19 protein-coding genes are annotated in these 17,004 nt (G+C 72.1%); 14 read left to right on the top strand and 5 right to left on the bottom strand.

Annotated elements, in window-relative coordinates:
- Positions 1-22: 22 nt before the first annotated feature.
- A complete protein-coding gene (locus tag DCI01S_RS11495) occupies positions 23-421 on the bottom strand; it encodes a hypothetical protein (protein WP_007627121.1) in 399 nt (132 codons plus the stop codon).
- Positions 422-670: 249 nt separating this feature from the next.
- Between DCI01S_RS11495 and DCI01S_RS11500 the strand changes: the two genes are divergently transcribed.
- The 7 genes from DCI01S_RS11500 (at position 671) to DCI01S_RS11530 (ending at position 7,941) form a co-directional block, all read left to right on the top strand.
- Complete coding sequence (locus DCI01S_RS11500) at positions 671-1,744, top strand: YihY/virulence factor BrkB family protein (protein ID WP_061229350.1); 1,074 nt, start codon at positions 671-673, stop codon at positions 1,742-1,744.
- A 517-nt stretch (positions 1,745-2,261) separates the two neighbouring features.
- Positions 2,262-3,401: a YihY/virulence factor BrkB family protein gene (locus DCI01S_RS11505; RefSeq protein WP_082767768.1), complete on the top strand. Its 1,140-nt coding sequence runs from the start codon at positions 2,262-2,264 to the stop codon at positions 3,399-3,401.
- A 34-nt stretch (positions 3,402-3,435) separates the two neighbouring features.
- On the top strand, positions 3,436-4,341 hold the full coding sequence (locus tag DCI01S_RS11510) for a hypothetical protein (RefSeq protein WP_061229351.1): 906 nt from the start codon (positions 3,436-3,438) through the stop codon (positions 4,339-4,341).
- Between the two features lie 10 nt (positions 4,342-4,351).
- Positions 4,352-5,380, top strand: coding sequence for a dTDP-glucose 4,6-dehydratase (gene rfbB, locus DCI01S_RS11515; protein ID WP_061229352.1), 1,029 nt, complete (start codon positions 4,352-4,354; stop codon positions 5,378-5,380).
- A gap of 16 nt (positions 5,381-5,396) precedes the next feature.
- Positions 5,397-6,278 carry a glucose-1-phosphate thymidylyltransferase RfbA gene (gene rfbA, locus DCI01S_RS11520; protein ID WP_061229353.1) on the top strand — a complete coding sequence of 294 codons (882 nt, stop codon included), beginning with the start codon at positions 5,397-5,399 and terminating at the stop codon, positions 6,276-6,278.
- A complete protein-coding gene (locus DCI01S_RS11525; RefSeq protein WP_061229354.1) occupies positions 6,275-7,363 on the top strand; it encodes an SDR family oxidoreductase in 1,089 nt (362 codons plus the stop codon). Before rfbA ends, DCI01S_RS11525 begins: the two co-directional genes overlap by 4 nt.
- A complete protein-coding gene (locus DCI01S_RS11530; protein WP_061229355.1) occupies positions 7,360-7,941 on the top strand; it encodes a YdcF family protein in 582 nt (193 codons plus the stop codon). The genes DCI01S_RS11525 and DCI01S_RS11530 overlap by 4 nt, the downstream gene beginning before the upstream one ends.
- Before the next feature lie 7 nt (positions 7,942-7,948).
- On the opposite strand, the gene DCI01S_RS11535 is transcribed toward DCI01S_RS11530, so the two are convergent.
- Positions 7,949-8,815, bottom strand: a complete 867-nt coding sequence (locus DCI01S_RS11535) for an oxygenase MpaB family protein (protein WP_244881710.1) — start codon at positions 8,813-8,815, stop codon at positions 7,949-7,951.
- A gap of 194 nt (positions 8,816-9,009) precedes the next feature.
- Between DCI01S_RS11535 and DCI01S_RS11540 the strand changes: the two genes are divergently transcribed.
- The 6 genes from DCI01S_RS11540 to DCI01S_RS11565 all read left to right on the top strand — a co-directional run bounded on the left by DCI01S_RS11540 (position 9,010) and on the right by DCI01S_RS11565 (position 13,162).
- On the top strand, positions 9,010-9,816 hold the full coding sequence (locus DCI01S_RS11540) for an SDR family oxidoreductase (RefSeq protein ID WP_198150812.1): 807 nt from the start codon (positions 9,010-9,012) through the stop codon (positions 9,814-9,816).
- 12 nt (positions 9,817-9,828) lie between these two features.
- Positions 9,829-10,380, top strand: coding sequence for an LpqN/LpqT family lipoprotein (locus DCI01S_RS11545; protein ID WP_061229357.1), 552 nt, complete (start codon positions 9,829-9,831; stop codon positions 10,378-10,380).
- A gap of 102 nt (positions 10,381-10,482) precedes the next feature.
- On the top strand, positions 10,483-11,142 hold the full coding sequence (gene rfbC / locus DCI01S_RS11550) for a dTDP-4-dehydrorhamnose 3,5-epimerase (RefSeq protein ID WP_061229358.1): 660 nt from the start codon (positions 10,483-10,485) through the stop codon (positions 11,140-11,142).
- A 128-nt stretch (positions 11,143-11,270) separates the two neighbouring features.
- Complete coding sequence (locus tag DCI01S_RS18065) at positions 11,271-11,405, top strand: DUF8730 family Cys-rich protein (RefSeq protein ID WP_256386798.1); 135 nt, start codon at positions 11,271-11,273, stop codon at positions 11,403-11,405.
- Between the two features lie 154 nt (positions 11,406-11,559).
- Entirely contained in the window at positions 11,560-12,336 is a 777-nt protein-coding gene (locus DCI01S_RS11560) for an enoyl-CoA hydratase (protein ID WP_061229360.1), read from the top strand.
- Positions 12,337-12,637: 301 nt separating this feature from the next.
- Positions 12,638-13,162, top strand: coding sequence for an arsenate reductase/protein-tyrosine-phosphatase family protein (locus DCI01S_RS11565; protein WP_061229361.1), 525 nt, complete (start codon positions 12,638-12,640; stop codon positions 13,160-13,162).
- A gap of 62 nt (positions 13,163-13,224) precedes the next feature.
- Here the strand turns inward: DCI01S_RS11565 and DCI01S_RS17580 are convergent, their stop codons facing one another.
- Entirely contained in the window at positions 13,225-13,386 is a 162-nt protein-coding gene (locus tag DCI01S_RS17580; RefSeq protein ID WP_165001057.1) for a hypothetical protein, read from the bottom strand.
- Positions 13,387-13,425: 39 nt separating this feature from the next.
- On the opposite strand from DCI01S_RS17580, the gene DCI01S_RS11570 reads away from it, so the two are divergent.
- Positions 13,426-13,776, top strand: coding sequence for a DUF4229 domain-containing protein (locus tag DCI01S_RS11570; protein WP_174521553.1), 351 nt, complete (start codon positions 13,426-13,428; stop codon positions 13,774-13,776).
- 54 nt (positions 13,777-13,830) lie between these two features.
- Here the strand turns inward: DCI01S_RS11570 and DCI01S_RS11575 are convergent, their stop codons facing one another.
- Positions 13,831-14,724, bottom strand: a complete 894-nt coding sequence (locus DCI01S_RS11575) for a hypothetical protein (RefSeq protein ID WP_244881711.1) — start codon at positions 14,722-14,724, stop codon at positions 13,831-13,833.
- A 70-nt stretch (positions 14,725-14,794) separates the two neighbouring features.
- Positions 14,795-17,004 (bottom strand): FtsX-like permease family protein (locus tag DCI01S_RS11580; RefSeq protein ID WP_061229367.1); only part of this gene is annotated, 2,210 nt, incomplete at its 5' end.

Consider the following 17,004-nt stretch of genomic DNA (forward strand, 5'->3'; position numbering starts at 1 on the left):
GCCTCGCCCGCCGGCCCGGAGTTCAGGAGTTGTCGACGACCAGCGCGCCGGCGATGGCGGCCATGAACGCGTCCTTGGCCAGCGACATGCCCTCCTGGCTGGGGCGGATGCCGTCGGACTCGGTCATGTCCGGGTTGCGGAAGTACATCGCCAGCAGGCCCGCCGAGAAGACGCCGAGGGCCGCGCCGGCGATCCGGCGGGGCACCACCGGGGTGAGCAGGGCGGCGCCGATGCCGATCTCCGAGTAGGCGACGAACTTGCCGAAGGTGTCCGGATCCATCTGGTTCACGGCGGGAACGCCCGTGGCGGCGAAGCCCTGCAGGCCCTGCGCGGCTTCGGTGGGCATGCCGCGCTTGCTCAGGCCGGAGTTGAGGACGAAAGCGCCGGTGACGCCGCGGAGGATCGCGTTGGACAGGCTCATCGGTTTCTCCTTTGATCGTTGTCGCGTGTGCGTTCGTACACCACTTTGGTGACGTGACATCGAACAGGTTAGCTCAGGCGAGTCCGAACGCCACATCTCAGGGGAGCCCACGGTATCCCTCCGCGGGCGCAGGCGCACGGGCACGGGCGTGCGCTCTGATGCCGGCCGCGGCAGGGATGCAGGCCGCGCGGCGGATGCGGGCCGCGGTGCGGATGCGGAAGGGGCCCGGTGATGCGAAAGTCTGAAGGTATGAGTACGACGAGCCGCGACATCACCGATAAGCCCGACCCGGATGCCGACCCCGATCACGGCAAGCCCGAGTCGCCCACCTCGCTGAAGGGCAGCGCGTGGAAGATCGGCATCAAGCGCGCCCTCTCCGAGTTCTCCAGGGACAAGTGCACCGATCTCGCCGCGGGCCTGACGTACTTCGCGGTGCTGTCCTTGTTCCCCGCCCTGCTCGCGGTGGTCTCGCTGCTCGGCGTGTTCGGGCAGGGCCAGGCCACGGTGGACGCGGTGATGGAACTGCTCGAGGGTGCCGCCCCCGAGGAGACCCTCGCCGCGCTGCGCGGGCCGATCGAGTCGGTCGTCAACACCCCGGCCGCCGGCATCGCCCTCATCACCGGTCTCGCCGGTGCGCTGTGGTCGGCCTCGGGCTACGTCGGCGCGTTCGGCCGGGCGATGAACCGCATCTACGAGATCGAGGAGGGACGGCCCTTCTGGAAGCTCAAGCCCGTCACCGTCCTGCTGACCGCGGTCCTGCTGCTCCTGGTCTGTCTCGCCGGGCTCATCCTGGTCGTGAGCGGACCGATCGCCGAATGGGCCGGGAATCTGATCGGTCTGGGGGAGACGGCCGTGACCGTGTGGGGGATCGCCAAGTGGCCGGTGCTCGTCCTCGTCGTCGTCGTCATCCTGGCCGTGCTCTACGGGTTCGCGCCCAACGTCAAGCAACCGAAGTTCCGCTGGATCTCGATCGGCGCCGTCATCGCCCTGATCGTGTGGGCGGTCGCGACCGGCGGCTTCGTCTTCTACGTGACCAACTTCAGCAGCTACAACGCCACGTACGGCTCCCTCGCAGGCGTCATCATCTTCCTGCTCTGGCTGTGGATCACCAACAACGCACTGCTGTTCGGGGCGGAGGTCGACGCCGAGGTCGAGCGGGCCCGCGAGCTGCAGGCGGGGATGCACGCGGAGGAGACCATCCAGCTCCCGCCGCGCGACACCACGGCGAGCGACAAGGCGGCCGAGAAGCACCAGCAGACCGTCGACGACGCGGCCGACGTCCGCCGCGAGGCCCAGGCGGAGGAGGCCCGCCACCGCGACTGACCCTGTCGGTCCGGTTCGAGCCTCCGCTCGGCCACGCTCCGCGTTCGCTCGGCCCCGCCCCGCATTCGTCCACAGCGCACTCGTCCGCTGCGCGCGCATCCGTCCATCACGCGCGCACCCGCTCCCGTCGATGGCGTCTCGCTCCTAAGCCTGGCGTCTCGCGCCTGTGGATGGCGGCCCGCTCCCGGAGCTGCCGGCGTATTCGCTCCTCACGATGGCGTCTCGCTCCCGCGGATGTACGCGATTTCTGCAGCCGCTCCTCGCCATGGCGTCTCGCCCACCCCGCGGTGCGCGCGAGACGCCATGCCGAGGAGCGGGTGTGGTCGGGCAGGCGAACTCCGGGCACGAGTCCGCCGGTTTCGACCCGCCAGCTGCGATCCGCCGGTTTCGACCCGCCAGCTGCGATCCACCGGTTTCGACCCGCCGGCGTCGCCCGCCAGCGTCACCCGCAGCCCCGGGGAGGCCTCCTCGCGGCGAGGCTGGCGCGGGACGGGTCGACAGCGACCACAATCGGGGTATGACCACTTCGGACCGGCCCGCTGCCACCATCCGCAGAGGACTGCGCACCGTTCGCATGGTGCTCGTCCGCTCGGTTGCTGAGTTCCTCCGCGACCGCGGCCCAGACCTCGCCGGTTCGCTCACCTACTACGGCGTCCTCTCGCTGTTCCCGGCGGTGCTGGTGGTGGTGTCGTTGCTCGGCGTTTTCGGGCAGGGCTCCAGAACGGTCGATGCGGTGATGGACATGCTCTCTGACGTCGCGCCGCCGGAGGTGCTCGATCCCGTCCGCGAGCCGGTCGAGGCGTTGGTCACGACCCCGGCCGCGGGCACCGCGCTCCTCGTGGGTACGGCGGTCGCGCTGTGGTCGGCGTCGCGATACGTGCGGGCGCTCGGCAGGGCCATTAACGCGATGTTCGGGATCGACGAGGGGCGGCCGCCGTGGCGTCTGCTGCCCGAGGGTCTCGCGCTGACGGCTCTGCTGATCGTCCTGGTCGCCATCGGCGGGGTGGCCCTGGCGTCCAGTGGACCGGTGGCGGAGACGGTGGGCGGCTGGATCGGGCTCGGGAGCACGGCGCTGGCCGTGTGGGGAGTGGCCAAGTGGCCGGCTGCCGTGGTCGCAATGATCTTGGCGTTGGCGATCCTCTACCGGTTCGCGCCCAACATCTCCGGGCGCCGCTTCTCCTGGGTGTCGTTGGGGGCCACGGCCGCGTTGGCGATCATGGGCGTCGCCACGGCAGGTCTGAGCTTCTTCGTCGCCAACTTCGGCAATTTCAACCGTGTGTACGGTTCGCTGGCCGGCGTCATCGTCTTCCTCCTGTGGCTGTGGCTAGTCAACATGGCTGTGGTCTTCGGGGTGCGTCTCGACGCAGAGGTGCTGAGGGTCAGGCAGCTGCGGTCCGGCATCGCGGCCGAGGAGGTCATCCAGGTGACACCGCGTGACACCCGGGCCTGCGACTGGGAGAACCGCCGCCGGGAGAAGATGATCGCGGAGTACCGGACGCTCCGGCGCGAGCGCGATGACGCTACCGGTGGCGACGACGACACGACTCCCGACGACGACACGGCTCCCGGCGCCGAGGCCAGCCCCGATAGCGAGGCCATCGATCCGCCGCCGAGCGGAGTCGCCGGGGCCTGCGGAGAGCAGCGTCGCGCCGAGTAGGGTGCGGGGCTGACCGCCGACCGAGGAGCCCGCGATGACCGAGAACCGGCCAGCGCCCGACCTGCCCGTCCCCGAGGCCCCCACCACCGACGGCGTGCCGGAGATCTGGCGCCTCGACCATCCCGAGCACGGGGTCCTCGAGTTCGCGGTGGGCTCGCCGGAGGAACTCCGCACCGTCGACCCCGGGTACCCGCAGCGGAAGCCGCCGAAGAAGGGTGCCACCCCAGCGGCCGTCGCATCCCCGGGGTGTGCCCTGCTGCGTGACGGCGAGGTGGTCGCGCGCGCCCGGCAGATCAGTGACCGGCGCTTCTCGCTCACCGCGGACCCGCCGAAGCCGGGCGAGCACACCACCGCGCCGCCGATCTCGAGCCCGCGCATCCAGGTGCGCACGAACATGCTCGACACGGCGGTCCGCCAGGTGACGTTCCGCGAGGGCCGCGACATCGTGCACTTCGACCCGCCGCCCGGATCCGCCGCCGAGGCCCGGCTGGAGGCGATCGCGTCGACGCCGTGGAAGCGCGCCGTCTACCCGGTCGCGGCGGGCATCGGCAGGTCGGGCTGGGCGATCGCGATGATCGTGCTGCTGCCCCTGATCGGTCGCATCCTCGAGCCGGTGCTCGACTGGATCCTCGAGCGCATCCCGGACATCGACATTCCGTGGCCGGAGTTCTCCCTGCCGAGCATTCCGTGGCCGGACATCCCCTGGTCGGACATCACGCTGCCGTCGATCACCCTGCCGGAGATCTCGGTCCCGGGGTGGGTGGAGTTCCTGCTCGAGTACAGCAAGGTGTGGGTGCCGTTGCTGGCGGGCGTGGCGTTGGCGGTGGTGGCGGTGCGGCAGTCGCGCAGGTCGCGCGAGACCAAACGTCGCTGGGCGGCAGGGCACCCGCCCTCGCAGGGTGGCGATGAGCCGTCGGGCGGCGGTCCGGCCGGGCGGTAGGGTTGTGCCCATGCGCCTCGTCGTCACCGGGGGAGCCGGGTTCATCGGCGCCAACTTCGTCCGCTCCGTCGTCCGCGAGTACCCGCAGGCCCACGTCACGGTGCTCGACTCCATGACGTATGCCGCCAACCGCGCGAATCTGGACGGGCTCCCCGCCGACCGGGTCCGGCTGGTGGAGGCCGACTGTGCGGACGCCGCGATCACGGACCGGTTGGTCTCCGAGTTGACGGGGCCGCGCGACGCGGTCGTGCACTTTGCGGCGGAGAGTCACAACGACAACTCGCTCGCCACGCCGTGGCCGTTCGTACACTCGAACATCGTGGGCACGTACACGATCCTCGAGGCCTGCCGCCGTCACGACGTACGCCTGCACCACGTGTCGACGGACGAGGTCTACGGGGACCTGGAGCTCGACGACCCGGCCAAGTTCACCCCGGCCACGGCGTACAACCCGTCGAGCCCGTACTCGGCGACCAAGGCGGGCGCGGACATGCTGGTGCGCGCGTGGGTCCGCAGCTTCGGGGTGCGCGCCACCATCAGCAACTGCTCGAACAACTACGGGCCCTACCAGCACGTGGAGAAGTTCATCCCGCGGCAGATCACCAACATCCTCGACGGGCGGCGGCCCCGCCTCTACGGCAGTGGAGCCAACGTGCGGGACTGGATCCACGTCGATGACCACAACTCCGCGGTTCTGCGCATCCTCGAGGCGGGGGAGCCGGGACGGACGTACCTCATCGGCGCCGACGGCGAGCGCTCCAACCTCGAGGTCATGCGGATGATCTGCGAGCTCATGGGCGTCTCGGGCATCGGCGGTGACCCGGGGTTCGACCACGTCACCGACCGCCCGGGCCACGACCTGCGCTACGCGATCGACGCCTCCGCGACCCGCGCCGAGCTGGGCTGGGAGCCGCAGCACACGGACTTCCGCGAGGGCCTGCGGCAGACCATCGAGTGGTACGCCGCCCACCGCGACTGGTGGGAACCGGTCAAGGAGCGGGTCGAAGCGACGTACGCCCGGACGGAGAAGGTCCTGTGACGGCGGGGATGGCGCGGTGAAGGGCATCGTCCTGGCCGGTGGCAGCGGCACCCGGCTGCGGCCGCTGACGCTGGCCACGAGCAAGCAGCTGGTGCCAGTGTTCGACAAGCCGATGATCTACTACCCGCTGTCGACGCTCATGCTGGCGGGGATCCGCGACATCCTCGTCATCACCACGCCCGAGGACGCGGGGCAGTTCCGGCGGTTGCTGGGCGACGGCAGCCAGTTCGGGATCACGCTAAGCTACGTCGAGCAGGCCGCCCCGGAGGGGCTGGCGCAGGCGTTCGTGCTGGGCGCGGACCACATCGGCGACGAGCCGGTCGCGTTGATCCTGGGCGACAACATCTTCTACGGCCCCGGCATGGGTACGCAGCTGCGCCGGTTCGCCGACCTCGACGGCGGCGCGGTGTTCGCCTACCGGGTGGCCGATCCGAGCCAGTACGGGGTGATCGACTTCGACGCCGACGGCCGCGCGATCAGCCTCGAGGAGAAGCCTGAGAACCCGTCGTCGGACTTCGCCGTGCCGGGGCTCTACTTCTATAGCGCCGACGTGGTGGACGTGGCGCGCGGGCTGGCCAGGTCGGCGCGCGGGGAGTACGAGATCACCGACATCAACCGGCACTACCTGGAGCAGGGCCGCCTGCAGGTCGAGGTGCTGCCGCGGGGTACCGCCTGGCTGGACACGGGCACCCACGATTCGCTGCTCGACGCGGGGAACTACGTCCGCACGATCGAGGACCGGCAGGGCCTGAAGATCGGCTGCCCGGAGGAGGTGGCGTGGCGGATGGGATATATCGACGACGACGAGCTCACCGATCGCGCGAACGTCCTGCAGAAGTCGGGGTACGGCCGGTATCTGCTGGATGTCCTGCGCCGGGAGAAGGGGCGGAGACTGTGAACGCGGACAACGGGGGCGTCGCCGCCCGCCGGGACGCGCTGCCGCGCGTGCTGGTGACCGGCGGGCGCGGACAGCTGGGTACCCACCTGCGGCTGGCCCACCCGGGCGGGGTGCTCGCGCCGGGTCGCGACGAGCTGGACATCACCCGGGCGGAGTCCGTGGCCGGGTACCTGGACCGGCACCAGCCTGCGGTGGTGATCAACGCGGCCGCGTACACCGACGTCGACGGCGCGGAGAACGACGAGTCCGGGGCGCACCTGGTCAACGTGGAGGGGTCGAGGATCCTCGCCGAGGCCTGCCGAGAGCGCGGTCTGCGGCTGGTGCACGTCAGCACCGACTACGTCTTCTCCGGCGAGGTGCCGCGCGGCAGCGGCGGGGCGGGACGGCCCGATCCCGCGACCGCGCCGGCGCTCGAGCCGACCGACGTCACCGACCCGGCCACCGTGTACGGCCGCACCAAGCTCGCCGGCGAGCACGCCGTCCTGGCCGCCCACCCCGAGGCGACGATCCTGCGGACGTCCTGGCTGTACACCGGGCCGGAGCGGGAGCGGTCGGCGATCCCCGGAGGCGACTTCGTGGCGACCATGGCCCGGCTCGAGCGGGAGCGGGACCAGGTGAGCGTGGTCGACGACCAGTGGGGCTCACCCACGCACGCGCCGACGCTGGCGGCGGCGATCCTCGAGATGCTCGCCCGCGAGGCCACGACACGAGAGGCCGCCACGCACCACGCCGCCGGCGAGACCGCGACACACGAGGCCGCCACTCCTACCATCGACACCGCTGCCGTCGACACCCGCGGCCTCGTCCTGCACGCCGCCGGCGCGGGCCGCGCCACCTGGTACGAGGTCGCGCGCCGCACGTTCGCCTACCTCGGCGCCGACCCCGCCCGCGTCCGCCCCTGCACCACCGCCGACTTCCCCCGGCCCGCCCCGCGACCCGCGTTCTCGGTGCTGTCCGGGCGGGCCTGGGCGGCCGCCGGCCTGACGCCGCTGCCCGACTGGGACGACAGCCTGCGCGCCGCACTCGGAGCCGGGCCCGGGGCCGGGGGAGGGGACACCTCGTCGTCGTCACCCACACCGCGGTGACCCCGCGCCTCCACCGCCGATCCCGCCGCCGCGCCCTCCGCCGGGTCGCGGTCGGCGTCGGCGCGGCCGTGGTCGTCGCCGCGCTCGCCCTCACCGCCTGGGGCGCGTTCCTCCTCCAGCCCCACGGCGACGAGCCGGTGCGCGCCGACGCGGTCGTCATGCTCGCCGGCGCCGACGACGGCCGACACCTGTACGCCCGCGACCTCGTCGAGGCCGGCTACGCCGACACCCTGCTGGTGAGCAACCCTGGCGGCAACTCCGAGACCGTCGCCCGCCGGCTGTGCACGGGCATCGCCCGCCCCGCCGACGCCGAGGTGGTGTGCTTCTCGCCCGAACCGCGGACCACCTGGGGCGAGGCGCTGACGGTGGACGCGATCGCGCGGGCCCGCGGGTGGGAGCGCGTCCTCGTCGTCACCAATCGCCCTCACACACTGCGCGCCGGGACATGGATGCGCAACGCCACCGACCTGGACGTGCGGATGACGCCCATCGACCGGGTCGACCGCGCGATGCTGCCCGTGCACCTGGTGTGGGAGGTCGCCGGGTGGATCAAGGGCCGCGTCAACGGCCACTGGTGACGCGGGGTCAGGCGGTCTGGGCCCGCATCGCCGACGGTGCCGCGATCGGGGCGCGGGTGGTGAGCCGCGGCGACGTCAGCCCCTCGTGCGCGCGGGCGATCCGACCGAATACGGCGCTGCGGTCCATCGGCCGGTGCGGCAGATCCAACGCCCGACGTACGTCCGACGGCACGAGGCTCGCGGCCGCGTCGACCACCGTCGTGCACGACCGGTGCGCGGTCACCGAGTTCTCCGACACGCCCCGGCACGCCCGGGCGGTCTCCCGCAGCCGACGGGCGGCGCGACGCCCGGCGACAGTGTCGCGAGCGCGGCCACGGGCGCCCCGCAGCAGCTGCTCGAGCTCGCGCACGGTGGTGGGGAAGGCCCGCGCGCCCTGCAGCCGGGCCAGGCCCGCCCACTGGCACACGTACCGGTCCGACTCGGCCGGGGTGAGCGGCCGACCCGAGAACCGCTGGAACGCCGCGAGCAGTGCCCACGCCAGGGCGGCCTGCGCCCACTCCACCAACGCCGGGTCGGAACCGTAGTAGTAGTCCCCGTGCTCCGTGGTGCCGTTGAACGAGCTGCGGTCGCGGTGCGCGTGCTCGATCGTCACCATCGCGTCGTCGACGGTGCCGAACGTCGAGATCTCCACCAGGTCGTGCAGGTAGTCGTCCATCGTCCACGGGTTCTCGTCCGCACCGCACGCCACCATGACCGAGGCGTACGCGGGATCGGCGGACAGCATGAGCAGGCCGGTCGTGATGCCGATCGGCGTGGACGCGTCGCCGTGGACCCGCCAGATGGGGTCGCTCGACTGGAACCAGCGGGGGCCGGGGATGTCGAGGATCGAGCACACCGGCGAGTCCGCCGTACCGCGTGGAACTAGTGGTGACATGCACACACCCCGGGGTAGTGACGCCGCCTGTGGGGGCGGCCGGATAGGACCTGTCGCAGACTCTATCGCCCGGCTGCGCGGCAGAGAAGAAAAGACGGAGGGACCGCTGAGGAATCCCATGAACGACCGACACATCGCTTACATCTAGGCTGGGCCGCGCACGCCACACGCTTTCCGACCCCGAGGAGACGGCCGTGACCGCCACCCCCCTTCCCGCCCCCCGCACCGGCCCCGTCGTGCCCGACCGCTTCGCCGGACGCACCGCCCTCGTCACCGGCGCCAGCCGGGGGATCGGTCTGGGCATCGCCCGGCGACTCCTCGCCGAGGGGGCGTCCGTGGTCATCACCGCCCGTGGCCAGGAGGGGCTCGACGCCGCCGTCGCCGAGCTCGGTGCGCCCGACCGGGTGCTCGGCGTGGCGGGGAAGAGCGACGACGAGGAGCACCAGCGCGAGGTCCTGGCCCGTGCCGAGCAGGAGTTCGGGCCGATCGATCTGCTGGTCAACAACACCGGGATCAACCCGGTCTACGGCCGCACCGTCGATATCGACCTCGCCGCGGCCCGCAAGATCACCGAGGTCAACGCGCTCGGCACCCTGTCCTGGACGCAGAAGGTCTACCACTCGGGACTCGGCGAGCGCGGCGGCGCGGTGGTCAACATCGCCTCCATCGCCGGCCTCGCCCCGTCGCCCGGGATCGGCTGGTACGGCGCGACCAAGGCACTCGTCATGCGCCTCACCCAGGAGCTCGCCGTGGAGGTCGGCCCGTCGGTGCGCGTGAACGCCGTCGCACCGGGCGTGGTCAAGACCCGGTTCGCCGAGGCGCTGTACGAGGGTCGCGAGGAGGCGATGGGTGCCGCCCTGCCCACCGGGCGACTCGGCGTGCCCGACGACATCGCGGGCCCCGTCGCGTTCCTGCTCTCCGACGACGCGCACTGGATCACCGGCCAGACCCTCGTCGTGGACGGCGGCGCCCACATCGTCGGCGCCGGGCTGCAAGGCTGAGGCGGCCCGCAGGTGACCTCGATCCAGGAGTACTGTGCCTCCACCGGTCGCGCCCTCGAGGCGAGCCCGCCCATGGCCGTCGCCGGCCAGCCGCTCACGTGGGTGGACAGCCCGCCGTGGCAGCGCATCGAGTCGCCCGAACCGTCCGCGGTGATCTACGTCGACCCGGGCGCCCACCGCGACGGTTTCTCGCCCAACGCCGTCGCGACCTGCGCCCGCGTCGCCCCGGCGATGGACACCGAGCAGGCGGTCGAGATGATCGTCGCCACCGCCGACGCACTCGCCGACTGGACGCTGCTCGAGGAGGTCGCCGGCGAGGGCGACGAGTCCGCCGGGGCCGTCACCAGCATCTACCGCTACCTGCGCGGTACCTACACCGCCGAGCCCGGTGAGATGGCCACCTCGAGCCTGATCGTGGGATGGAGCGACGACGAGGCCACGTACGTCTTCCAGTTCGTCATCACCGGGTGGCGCGAGGACGTCTCCGTCCACGACGACGCGATGAGCTGCCTCCTCATCGGCGAGTGGACGGCCGGGCAGATCGTCGACGCAATGCGCGGATAGGGTGGTCGGCGCCACGGGTGGGCGACCGCGCCGGGCAGTGCCCGCGCTGGTGGGCGCGGCGCGGGGACGGGTCACGATCGACGAGGGGAAGGCGGGACGGACGTGCAGTTGCGCGAGCTCAGTGTGACGGGGGCGTGGGAGATCACGCCGCGCCAGATCTCCGACGACCGCGGGGTCTTCCACGAGGCGTTCACCGACCCCGCCTTCCGCGAGATGACCGGGCACCGGTTCGACCTCGCGCAGGTCAACGTGTCCGTCTCCGGCGAAGGCGTCCTGCGCGGCCTGCACTATGCCGAGGTGCCACCCGGGCAGGCGAAGTACGTGCTGTGCCCGTCCGGCACCGTCTTCGACGTGGTCGTGGACGTCCGCGTGGGATCACCGACCTTCGGCGAGTGGGCCGGCGTCCTGCTCGACTCCGTCGAGCAGCGGGCCGTCTACATCCCCGAGGGCGTCGCCCACGGATTCCTGGCCCTGGAGCCGCAGTCCACCGTGATGTACTTCTGCTCGGAGGGTTGGCGGCCCGGCGCCGAGCACGTCATCGACGCCTTCGACCCGAAGATCGCGATCGACTGGCCGCAGATGGCGCTCGACGGCACCGCGATCGAGCACGTCATGAGCGACCGCGACCGCGACGCGCCGAGCCTGCTCGACGTGGCGGCCGCCGGGCGACTCCCGCAGTGGGACGCCTGCCGCTCGCACGTCGAGCGGCTGCGGGAAGCCACCCCCCTTGTGGACGCACAGTGGCGTCCCGCCGAGGCCTGACCTACTCTCGGCGATCTGCCCCGCCGACCCGCGCACCGACGACTCGTGCACTGTTGGACCGTGCATTGTCGGACCGTGCGCTGACGGCGCGGTCGGCCGATATCCATCCGACGATCAAGGAGATCCCCATGTGTTACCCCGTCGCCTGTCCCGTCTGCGGCAAGACCACCTGGGAGGGCTGCGGCGAACACGTCGACCAGGTCAAGGCGGCCGTGCCCGCCGAACAGTGGTGCGACGGACAGCACCGCGCGGCCGCAAACTGATCGGCGTGGGCCGTTCGGGCCGGGCCGGTGTGGCGTGAGCTGCTCCGGCGGGGCCGACCGAGCCCTGCGGGGGCGTCCTCGCCCGGTCCCGGCCCGCGCGCGCCGATCAGACGGTAGAAAAAGGGGGACCCCTCACCCCTCACGGAGGCCCCCAGTGAGCACCCCGTTCGTCCTCGTCGAGAACACCGGTCCGACCGCCCGCGTCACGCTCGACCGGCCCGAGCGCCGTAACCCGCTGTCCCTGCAGATGATGCGGGAGGCCACCGCGGCGATCCGCGCACTCGGTGACGACCCCGACTGCCGGGTCGTCGTGCTCACAGGCTCCGGGCCGGCGCTCTCGGCCGGGCACGAGATCAGCGAGATGGTCGAGCGCACCCTCGAGCAGGAACGTGAGATCTTCTCGGTCTGCGTCGACCTCATGGAGAGCATCCAGGCCATCCGTCAGCCCGTGATCGCCGAGGTCCAGGGGCACGCGGTGGCGGCCGGCTGCCAGCTCGTCGCGACCTGCGACCTGGCAGTCGCCGTCGACACCGCCCGCTTCGGCACCCCCGGCGTGAAGATCGGCCTGTTCTGCTCGACGCCCATGGTGGCGGTCTCCCGGAACATCGGCCGCAAGCGCGCCATGCAGATGCTGCTGACCGGCGAGACGATCGACGCGACCACCGCCGTCGAATGGGGGCTGATCAACGAGTCGGTCCCCGCCGACCGGCTGCGCGCCCGTGTGGACGAGCTCGCCACGCAGATCGCCGATGCGAGCCCGCTGACTCTGGAGATCGGCAAGCAGGCCTTCTACCGGCAGATCGACCTGCCGCAGGACGAGGCCTACCGCGAGATGGCCGAGACCATGGCCACCAACGCCGTCACGTGCGACGCGCAGGAGGGGATGAGCGCCTTCCTCGAGAAGCGCACGCCTCAGTGGCGCGGTGAGTGAGTCGTATCGTCGCGCAGTGAGTGAGCCGTAGTGTCGCGCGAGAGCCCTGCCACCGGGCTGCGACTCGCATGATCGCTCCACCCGGCACCAGCGGGTAGCCGCTCCTGCCGGTGGCGTCTCGCGCCTGGGGATGTACGCCACGGGCATCGACGCTCCTGTCCATGGCGTCTCGCCTGCGCGCCGGGCGGAGCGAGACGCCATGGTCGCGCGCGGCTGCGGCGGACCGCTGGGTCGGGCATGGTCGAGCGGGAGCGGATGCAGGGGGAGAAGAGGCGAACTCTCCGCCGACTAGGATCGACGCATGGCGCTTTCCGTGATGACGGTGTGTACAGGGAACATGTGTCGCTCTCCGCTGGCCGAGCGACTGCTGGCCGCACGCGCCGCCGCGGCCGGACTCGACGTGACGGTCGACTCCGCCGGAACCCGCGCCGCCAACGGAGCGGAGATCCACCGCGAGACCCTGCGGGTGCTGCAGGGCTACGGCGGTGAGGGCGACGGGTTCGCGTCGCGCTTGCTCACCGCCAAGCTGCTGACCGGGAAGGACCTCGTCCTCACCGCGACCCGCGCGCACCGCGACGCCGTCCAGGAACTCGCGCCCCTGCTGTGGAAGAAGACCTACACGCTCCTCGAGGCCGCGCGGCTGGCCGACTCGGACGAGTCCGTCACGCTGGCGGGCCTGTCGCGCGCGCGGCTGAACATCAACACCGACGATCCAGCGCTCGACGTGGAGGACCCGATCGGGCGGGAGTCCGAGGTGTTCGACCGCACGGGCGCACAGATCAGCGACGCGGTGGACTCCATCGTCCGCCTGCTGGCACGCAGCTGATCGAGGCACCCCACGCGGTCTGCGCGACCGGTGAGCCGGCGACCCGCCCGGCCCGTATGGCGTCAGGGGTCCAGCGGTTTACGACGGTCCAGGTCCCGCAGGAATTCCGGATCGTCGTCGGGAGCGATGACGCGCGGGGGAGCCGGCCGTGAGCCCGGCCCGAAGGCCCGCCACAGCAGAATCGCCACCGTCACCACCCCGATGAGTGCGAAGAGCCAGATCACTCGAACCTCCTTTCCACCACGATACGTATCCTGGGGAGCATGAGCGAGCGAGACGAATCAACACACCCCACGGACGGGTCGACCATGCCGGCCACCAACCCGGAGGGCAGCTCGCCCGGTGCCCGCCTGGCCCGGAACATGGTCTTCTACACGATCGTCCGCCTGCTACTGGTGTTGGCGCTGACGCTGGTGATCATCGGGCTCGGCAGCCTCGCCGGCGTGCAGATCCCGGTCCTGGTCGCGGCGATCATCGCCGTGGTGATCGCGCTGCCGCTGTCGATGGTGCTGTTCAGCCGATTGCGCGCGCAGATCAACTCCGGCATCGCGGAGGTCGACGCCGGGCGTCGCGAAAAACGCGAGGACCTGCGGCGGCGCATGAACGAGGCCTGAGCCCACCCCGGAAGGGGGCAGGCACGGCGGGGAGCGCGGTGCCGGGCGGGCGTGTCAGCTGCGCGGGCCGCCCGGCCAGAACGACCCCGGCCAGCGGAAGTCCGGGATGCGCACGGAGCTCCGCGGCTCGCCGGAGGCGTCCGATCCCGCGGACCCCAGCGATCCGGACTCCCGGGTCGGCGGGACGGACGTGTGCGGAGCCGGCGGCTGGAGTCGACTCGTATCCGCCTCCGTCGGAACGGAGGTCGGATCGGACGAGTGCGTCGTCGAGGGCTCCGCCCCGCCGGGAACGCTCGGGTCGGGCAGCCCGGGCTCGCTCTGGCCCGGCTCCGTGCCGCCCGGTTCGGTCCCGCCGGGACCGGTGGTGGGCGGCGGTGACGTCGGAGTCGTCACATCGGGTGAGGTCCCGGGCGTGGTGCTGCCGGGCTCGTCCGTGCCGGGGGTGCCGCTGTCCGGATCGTCGGTGCCGGGCGCGTCCGGCCGATCGGCGGTCGTCTCGTCATCGCGAGTGTCACGGTCATCGATTCGCTCGGTCTCGAGCGGATCGATGTCGGTGCGCGGCTGGGCGGGTGTCCATTGCTCACCGGTCGGCTGAGCAGTCGAGGTCTCGCTCGGGGGAGCGTAGGTGCCGGCCTCCTCATCGGGGACGTACAACGCCCCGGGCGCCGGCTGGACCCCGATGTAGTAGCGGCTCAGGCAGTGATCGGTGACGTCCTGGGACCCGTCGGTGAAGATGGTCATTCCCGGGGTGCCCCCGTCGGCATCGGTCGCACACCGGGCGATGAACTTCCCCGACTGCTCTTCGCGGTCCGTCGTCGCGGTGGGCGACGTCAGTTCGATCGCGGGCGCGGAGCGTGGCCCCTCCGAAAGCACCTGCGGTTCCGGCTGCGCGCACGACGCCGCAACCAGCGCGATTGCGCCGGCGGAGAGGAGCACCCGATTTCGCATAACGATAGTGTCTCAGTTCTGTCAAAGGATGGCCACCGGATGAGTGCGGCGGGGTCGATTTCGCAGGTGATCAGCTCGTCGTGACCCTGGTACGGACAGCGCCCAGGGCTGCGACACCGGCCGCGAGGAGTGCGGCGAGCACTCCGCCGACCCCCACCATCACCAGATCGGACACGGGCAGGTTCTCGTTACCGCCCACTCCGGTGACGCCGGTCAGTCCGCCGAAGACACCGCCGACCCCGCCACCGGCACCGGTCAGGGCCTCGGCGCCCCCGGAGCCGAAGGCCGCGCCCAGCACGACGCCCAGGGCGGCCGCGCACACCGCGACCAGCAGCGTCTCCAGGACCAGCATGAGCCAGACGCCGGTACGGGTCACGCCCACGCCGCGCAGAAGCGAGATCTCCCGCGTCCGCTCGCGGACGGCCAGCGTGAGCGTGTTGGCCACGCCGACCAGCGCCAGGGCCACCGCCACCGCCAGCAGCAGCGAACTCGACGTGAGCACGGTCCGGACGGACGTGGCGATCTGCTCGCGGGAGGCGAAGCTCTCGGTGACGGCCAGGTCGGGAGCGGCGTCCACGACGGTCGAGCGCACGTCCTGCAGGGCGGCGTCGAGCTGCTCGCCCTCCAGGGCGTCGTCCATCCGCAGCCACAGCTCGGTGCGGGGCACGAACTGGCTGGGCACCTCCACACTCTCAGGCCAGGGCGAACCGTCGGGGAGTCGCGCCACAGGCCAGGCCGGCACGCTGTCCGGAGAGGCGAGGGCCCACTGGTCGCTCGTCCGGCGCACCACGAGGTCGCGGCCGTCGTCGTCGGAGAAGAACGTGAACCGGACGGTGTCGCCGTCGCTGGCGTCCGCGGCCACGGGGGAGGACTCGGGCAGCATGATCTCGCCCGGCCCCGGCAGGTCCACGTCGCGGCGCATGACCTCGCGGATCCGTTCCGGGTCGGCCACCCGCAGCACCGTGCGCTTGCCCTGGGGGTCCTCCGCGTACATGTCCGTCACGACGAGCGACTCGGCCACCCCCCGGGTCTCGGGCAGGGACTCGGGCAGTCCGGCGGGCAGGAGACCATCGGGCGCGGTGACGGCCACGTCCAGGGGGACCCGGTCGACGAGGCGGGCCTGGATCGCGGGCCCGAGCAGTGCGATGCCGGTGGCCATCGTCGCGGTGAGCGTCACGCCCACGAGGACCGCGGACGAGGTGGCGGCGGTGCGCCGCGGGCTGCGGGCGGTGTTGCGCGCGCCGAGGAGCACCACCGGGCCGAGCACCACGCCCACCACCGTCCCGAGCGCGCCCAGGAGGGTGGGCAGCGCCCCGGCGGCCACCGCGAGGACGCCGAGGAACGCCAGGACCCCCCACGCTCCGGCGGAGACCACGTCCCGTGCGGCCACCGCGGCCGACATCGAGTGCCAACCGAACGCCGCCAGCGCCGCGCCCACCACGACCATCGCGAGTCGCCGCCACCACGGGTCGGGTCGCACGTCCGCCGGGCGCATCGCCTCGAGTGGACTGCCGGAGGTGGCCCGCCACAACGACGGCAGCGCGGTGAGCACCGTGACGCCCATGCCCACCGCGGCGGCGAGCAGATACGCGCGGCCGGGCACGGTCACCTCCTGCAGCGGGATGGTCACCCCGAGCCGCGGCGCCTCCCGGGACGCCAGCGAGACCGCGAACCGGCCCAGGGCCAGCCCGGCCGCGGTGGCCAGCGCGCCCACCGCCAGCGCCTCCGCTATGCCCGAGACCCGCAGCTGCAACCGAGAGGCGCCCAGGCACCGCAGCAGCGCCGTCTCGCGCACGCGGGCGGCGAACACCACCGCGAAGGTCGTCCCGATCACGAGCGCGGCCACGGCCACGGCCAGCACGGTGAACGCCAGCAGGGCGCGTGTGTAGACGTCGCGACCGCCCATGAACGACTCGGCGAGCGCGTCGGCCTCGGCGGCGCCGGTGGACACCTCCACCGCGGATGTGCCGGGCACGTCGGCCAGCCGCCGTTCGATCTCCGCGGCGAGTGCGGCGTCGGGCACGGTCCCGTCGGAGGCCACGCGCACGTCCCCGCCGGCGCCGTTCGGCGCCCACTGCTGAACCTGCTCGTCGGTCGCGTACAGCGGGAACGCCGACTTCATGTCGGGCTGCCCGGCCAGGTCGAACAGGCCCACCACCGTGACGGGGGCGGGGTCGCCGCCGCCGGTCGGCTGCACCTCGAACGTGGCGCCCACCGGCAGGTCCGCGTCCGCGCGGATCGCCACCTCGCCAGGAGTGGCGGGAAGCCGCCCGCCCGCCA

This window comes from Dietzia cinnamea NBRC 102147 (genome assembly GCF_001571065.1).
Taxonomy (GTDB): Bacteria; Actinomycetota; Actinomycetes; order Mycobacteriales; family Mycobacteriaceae; genus Dietzia; species Dietzia cinnamea.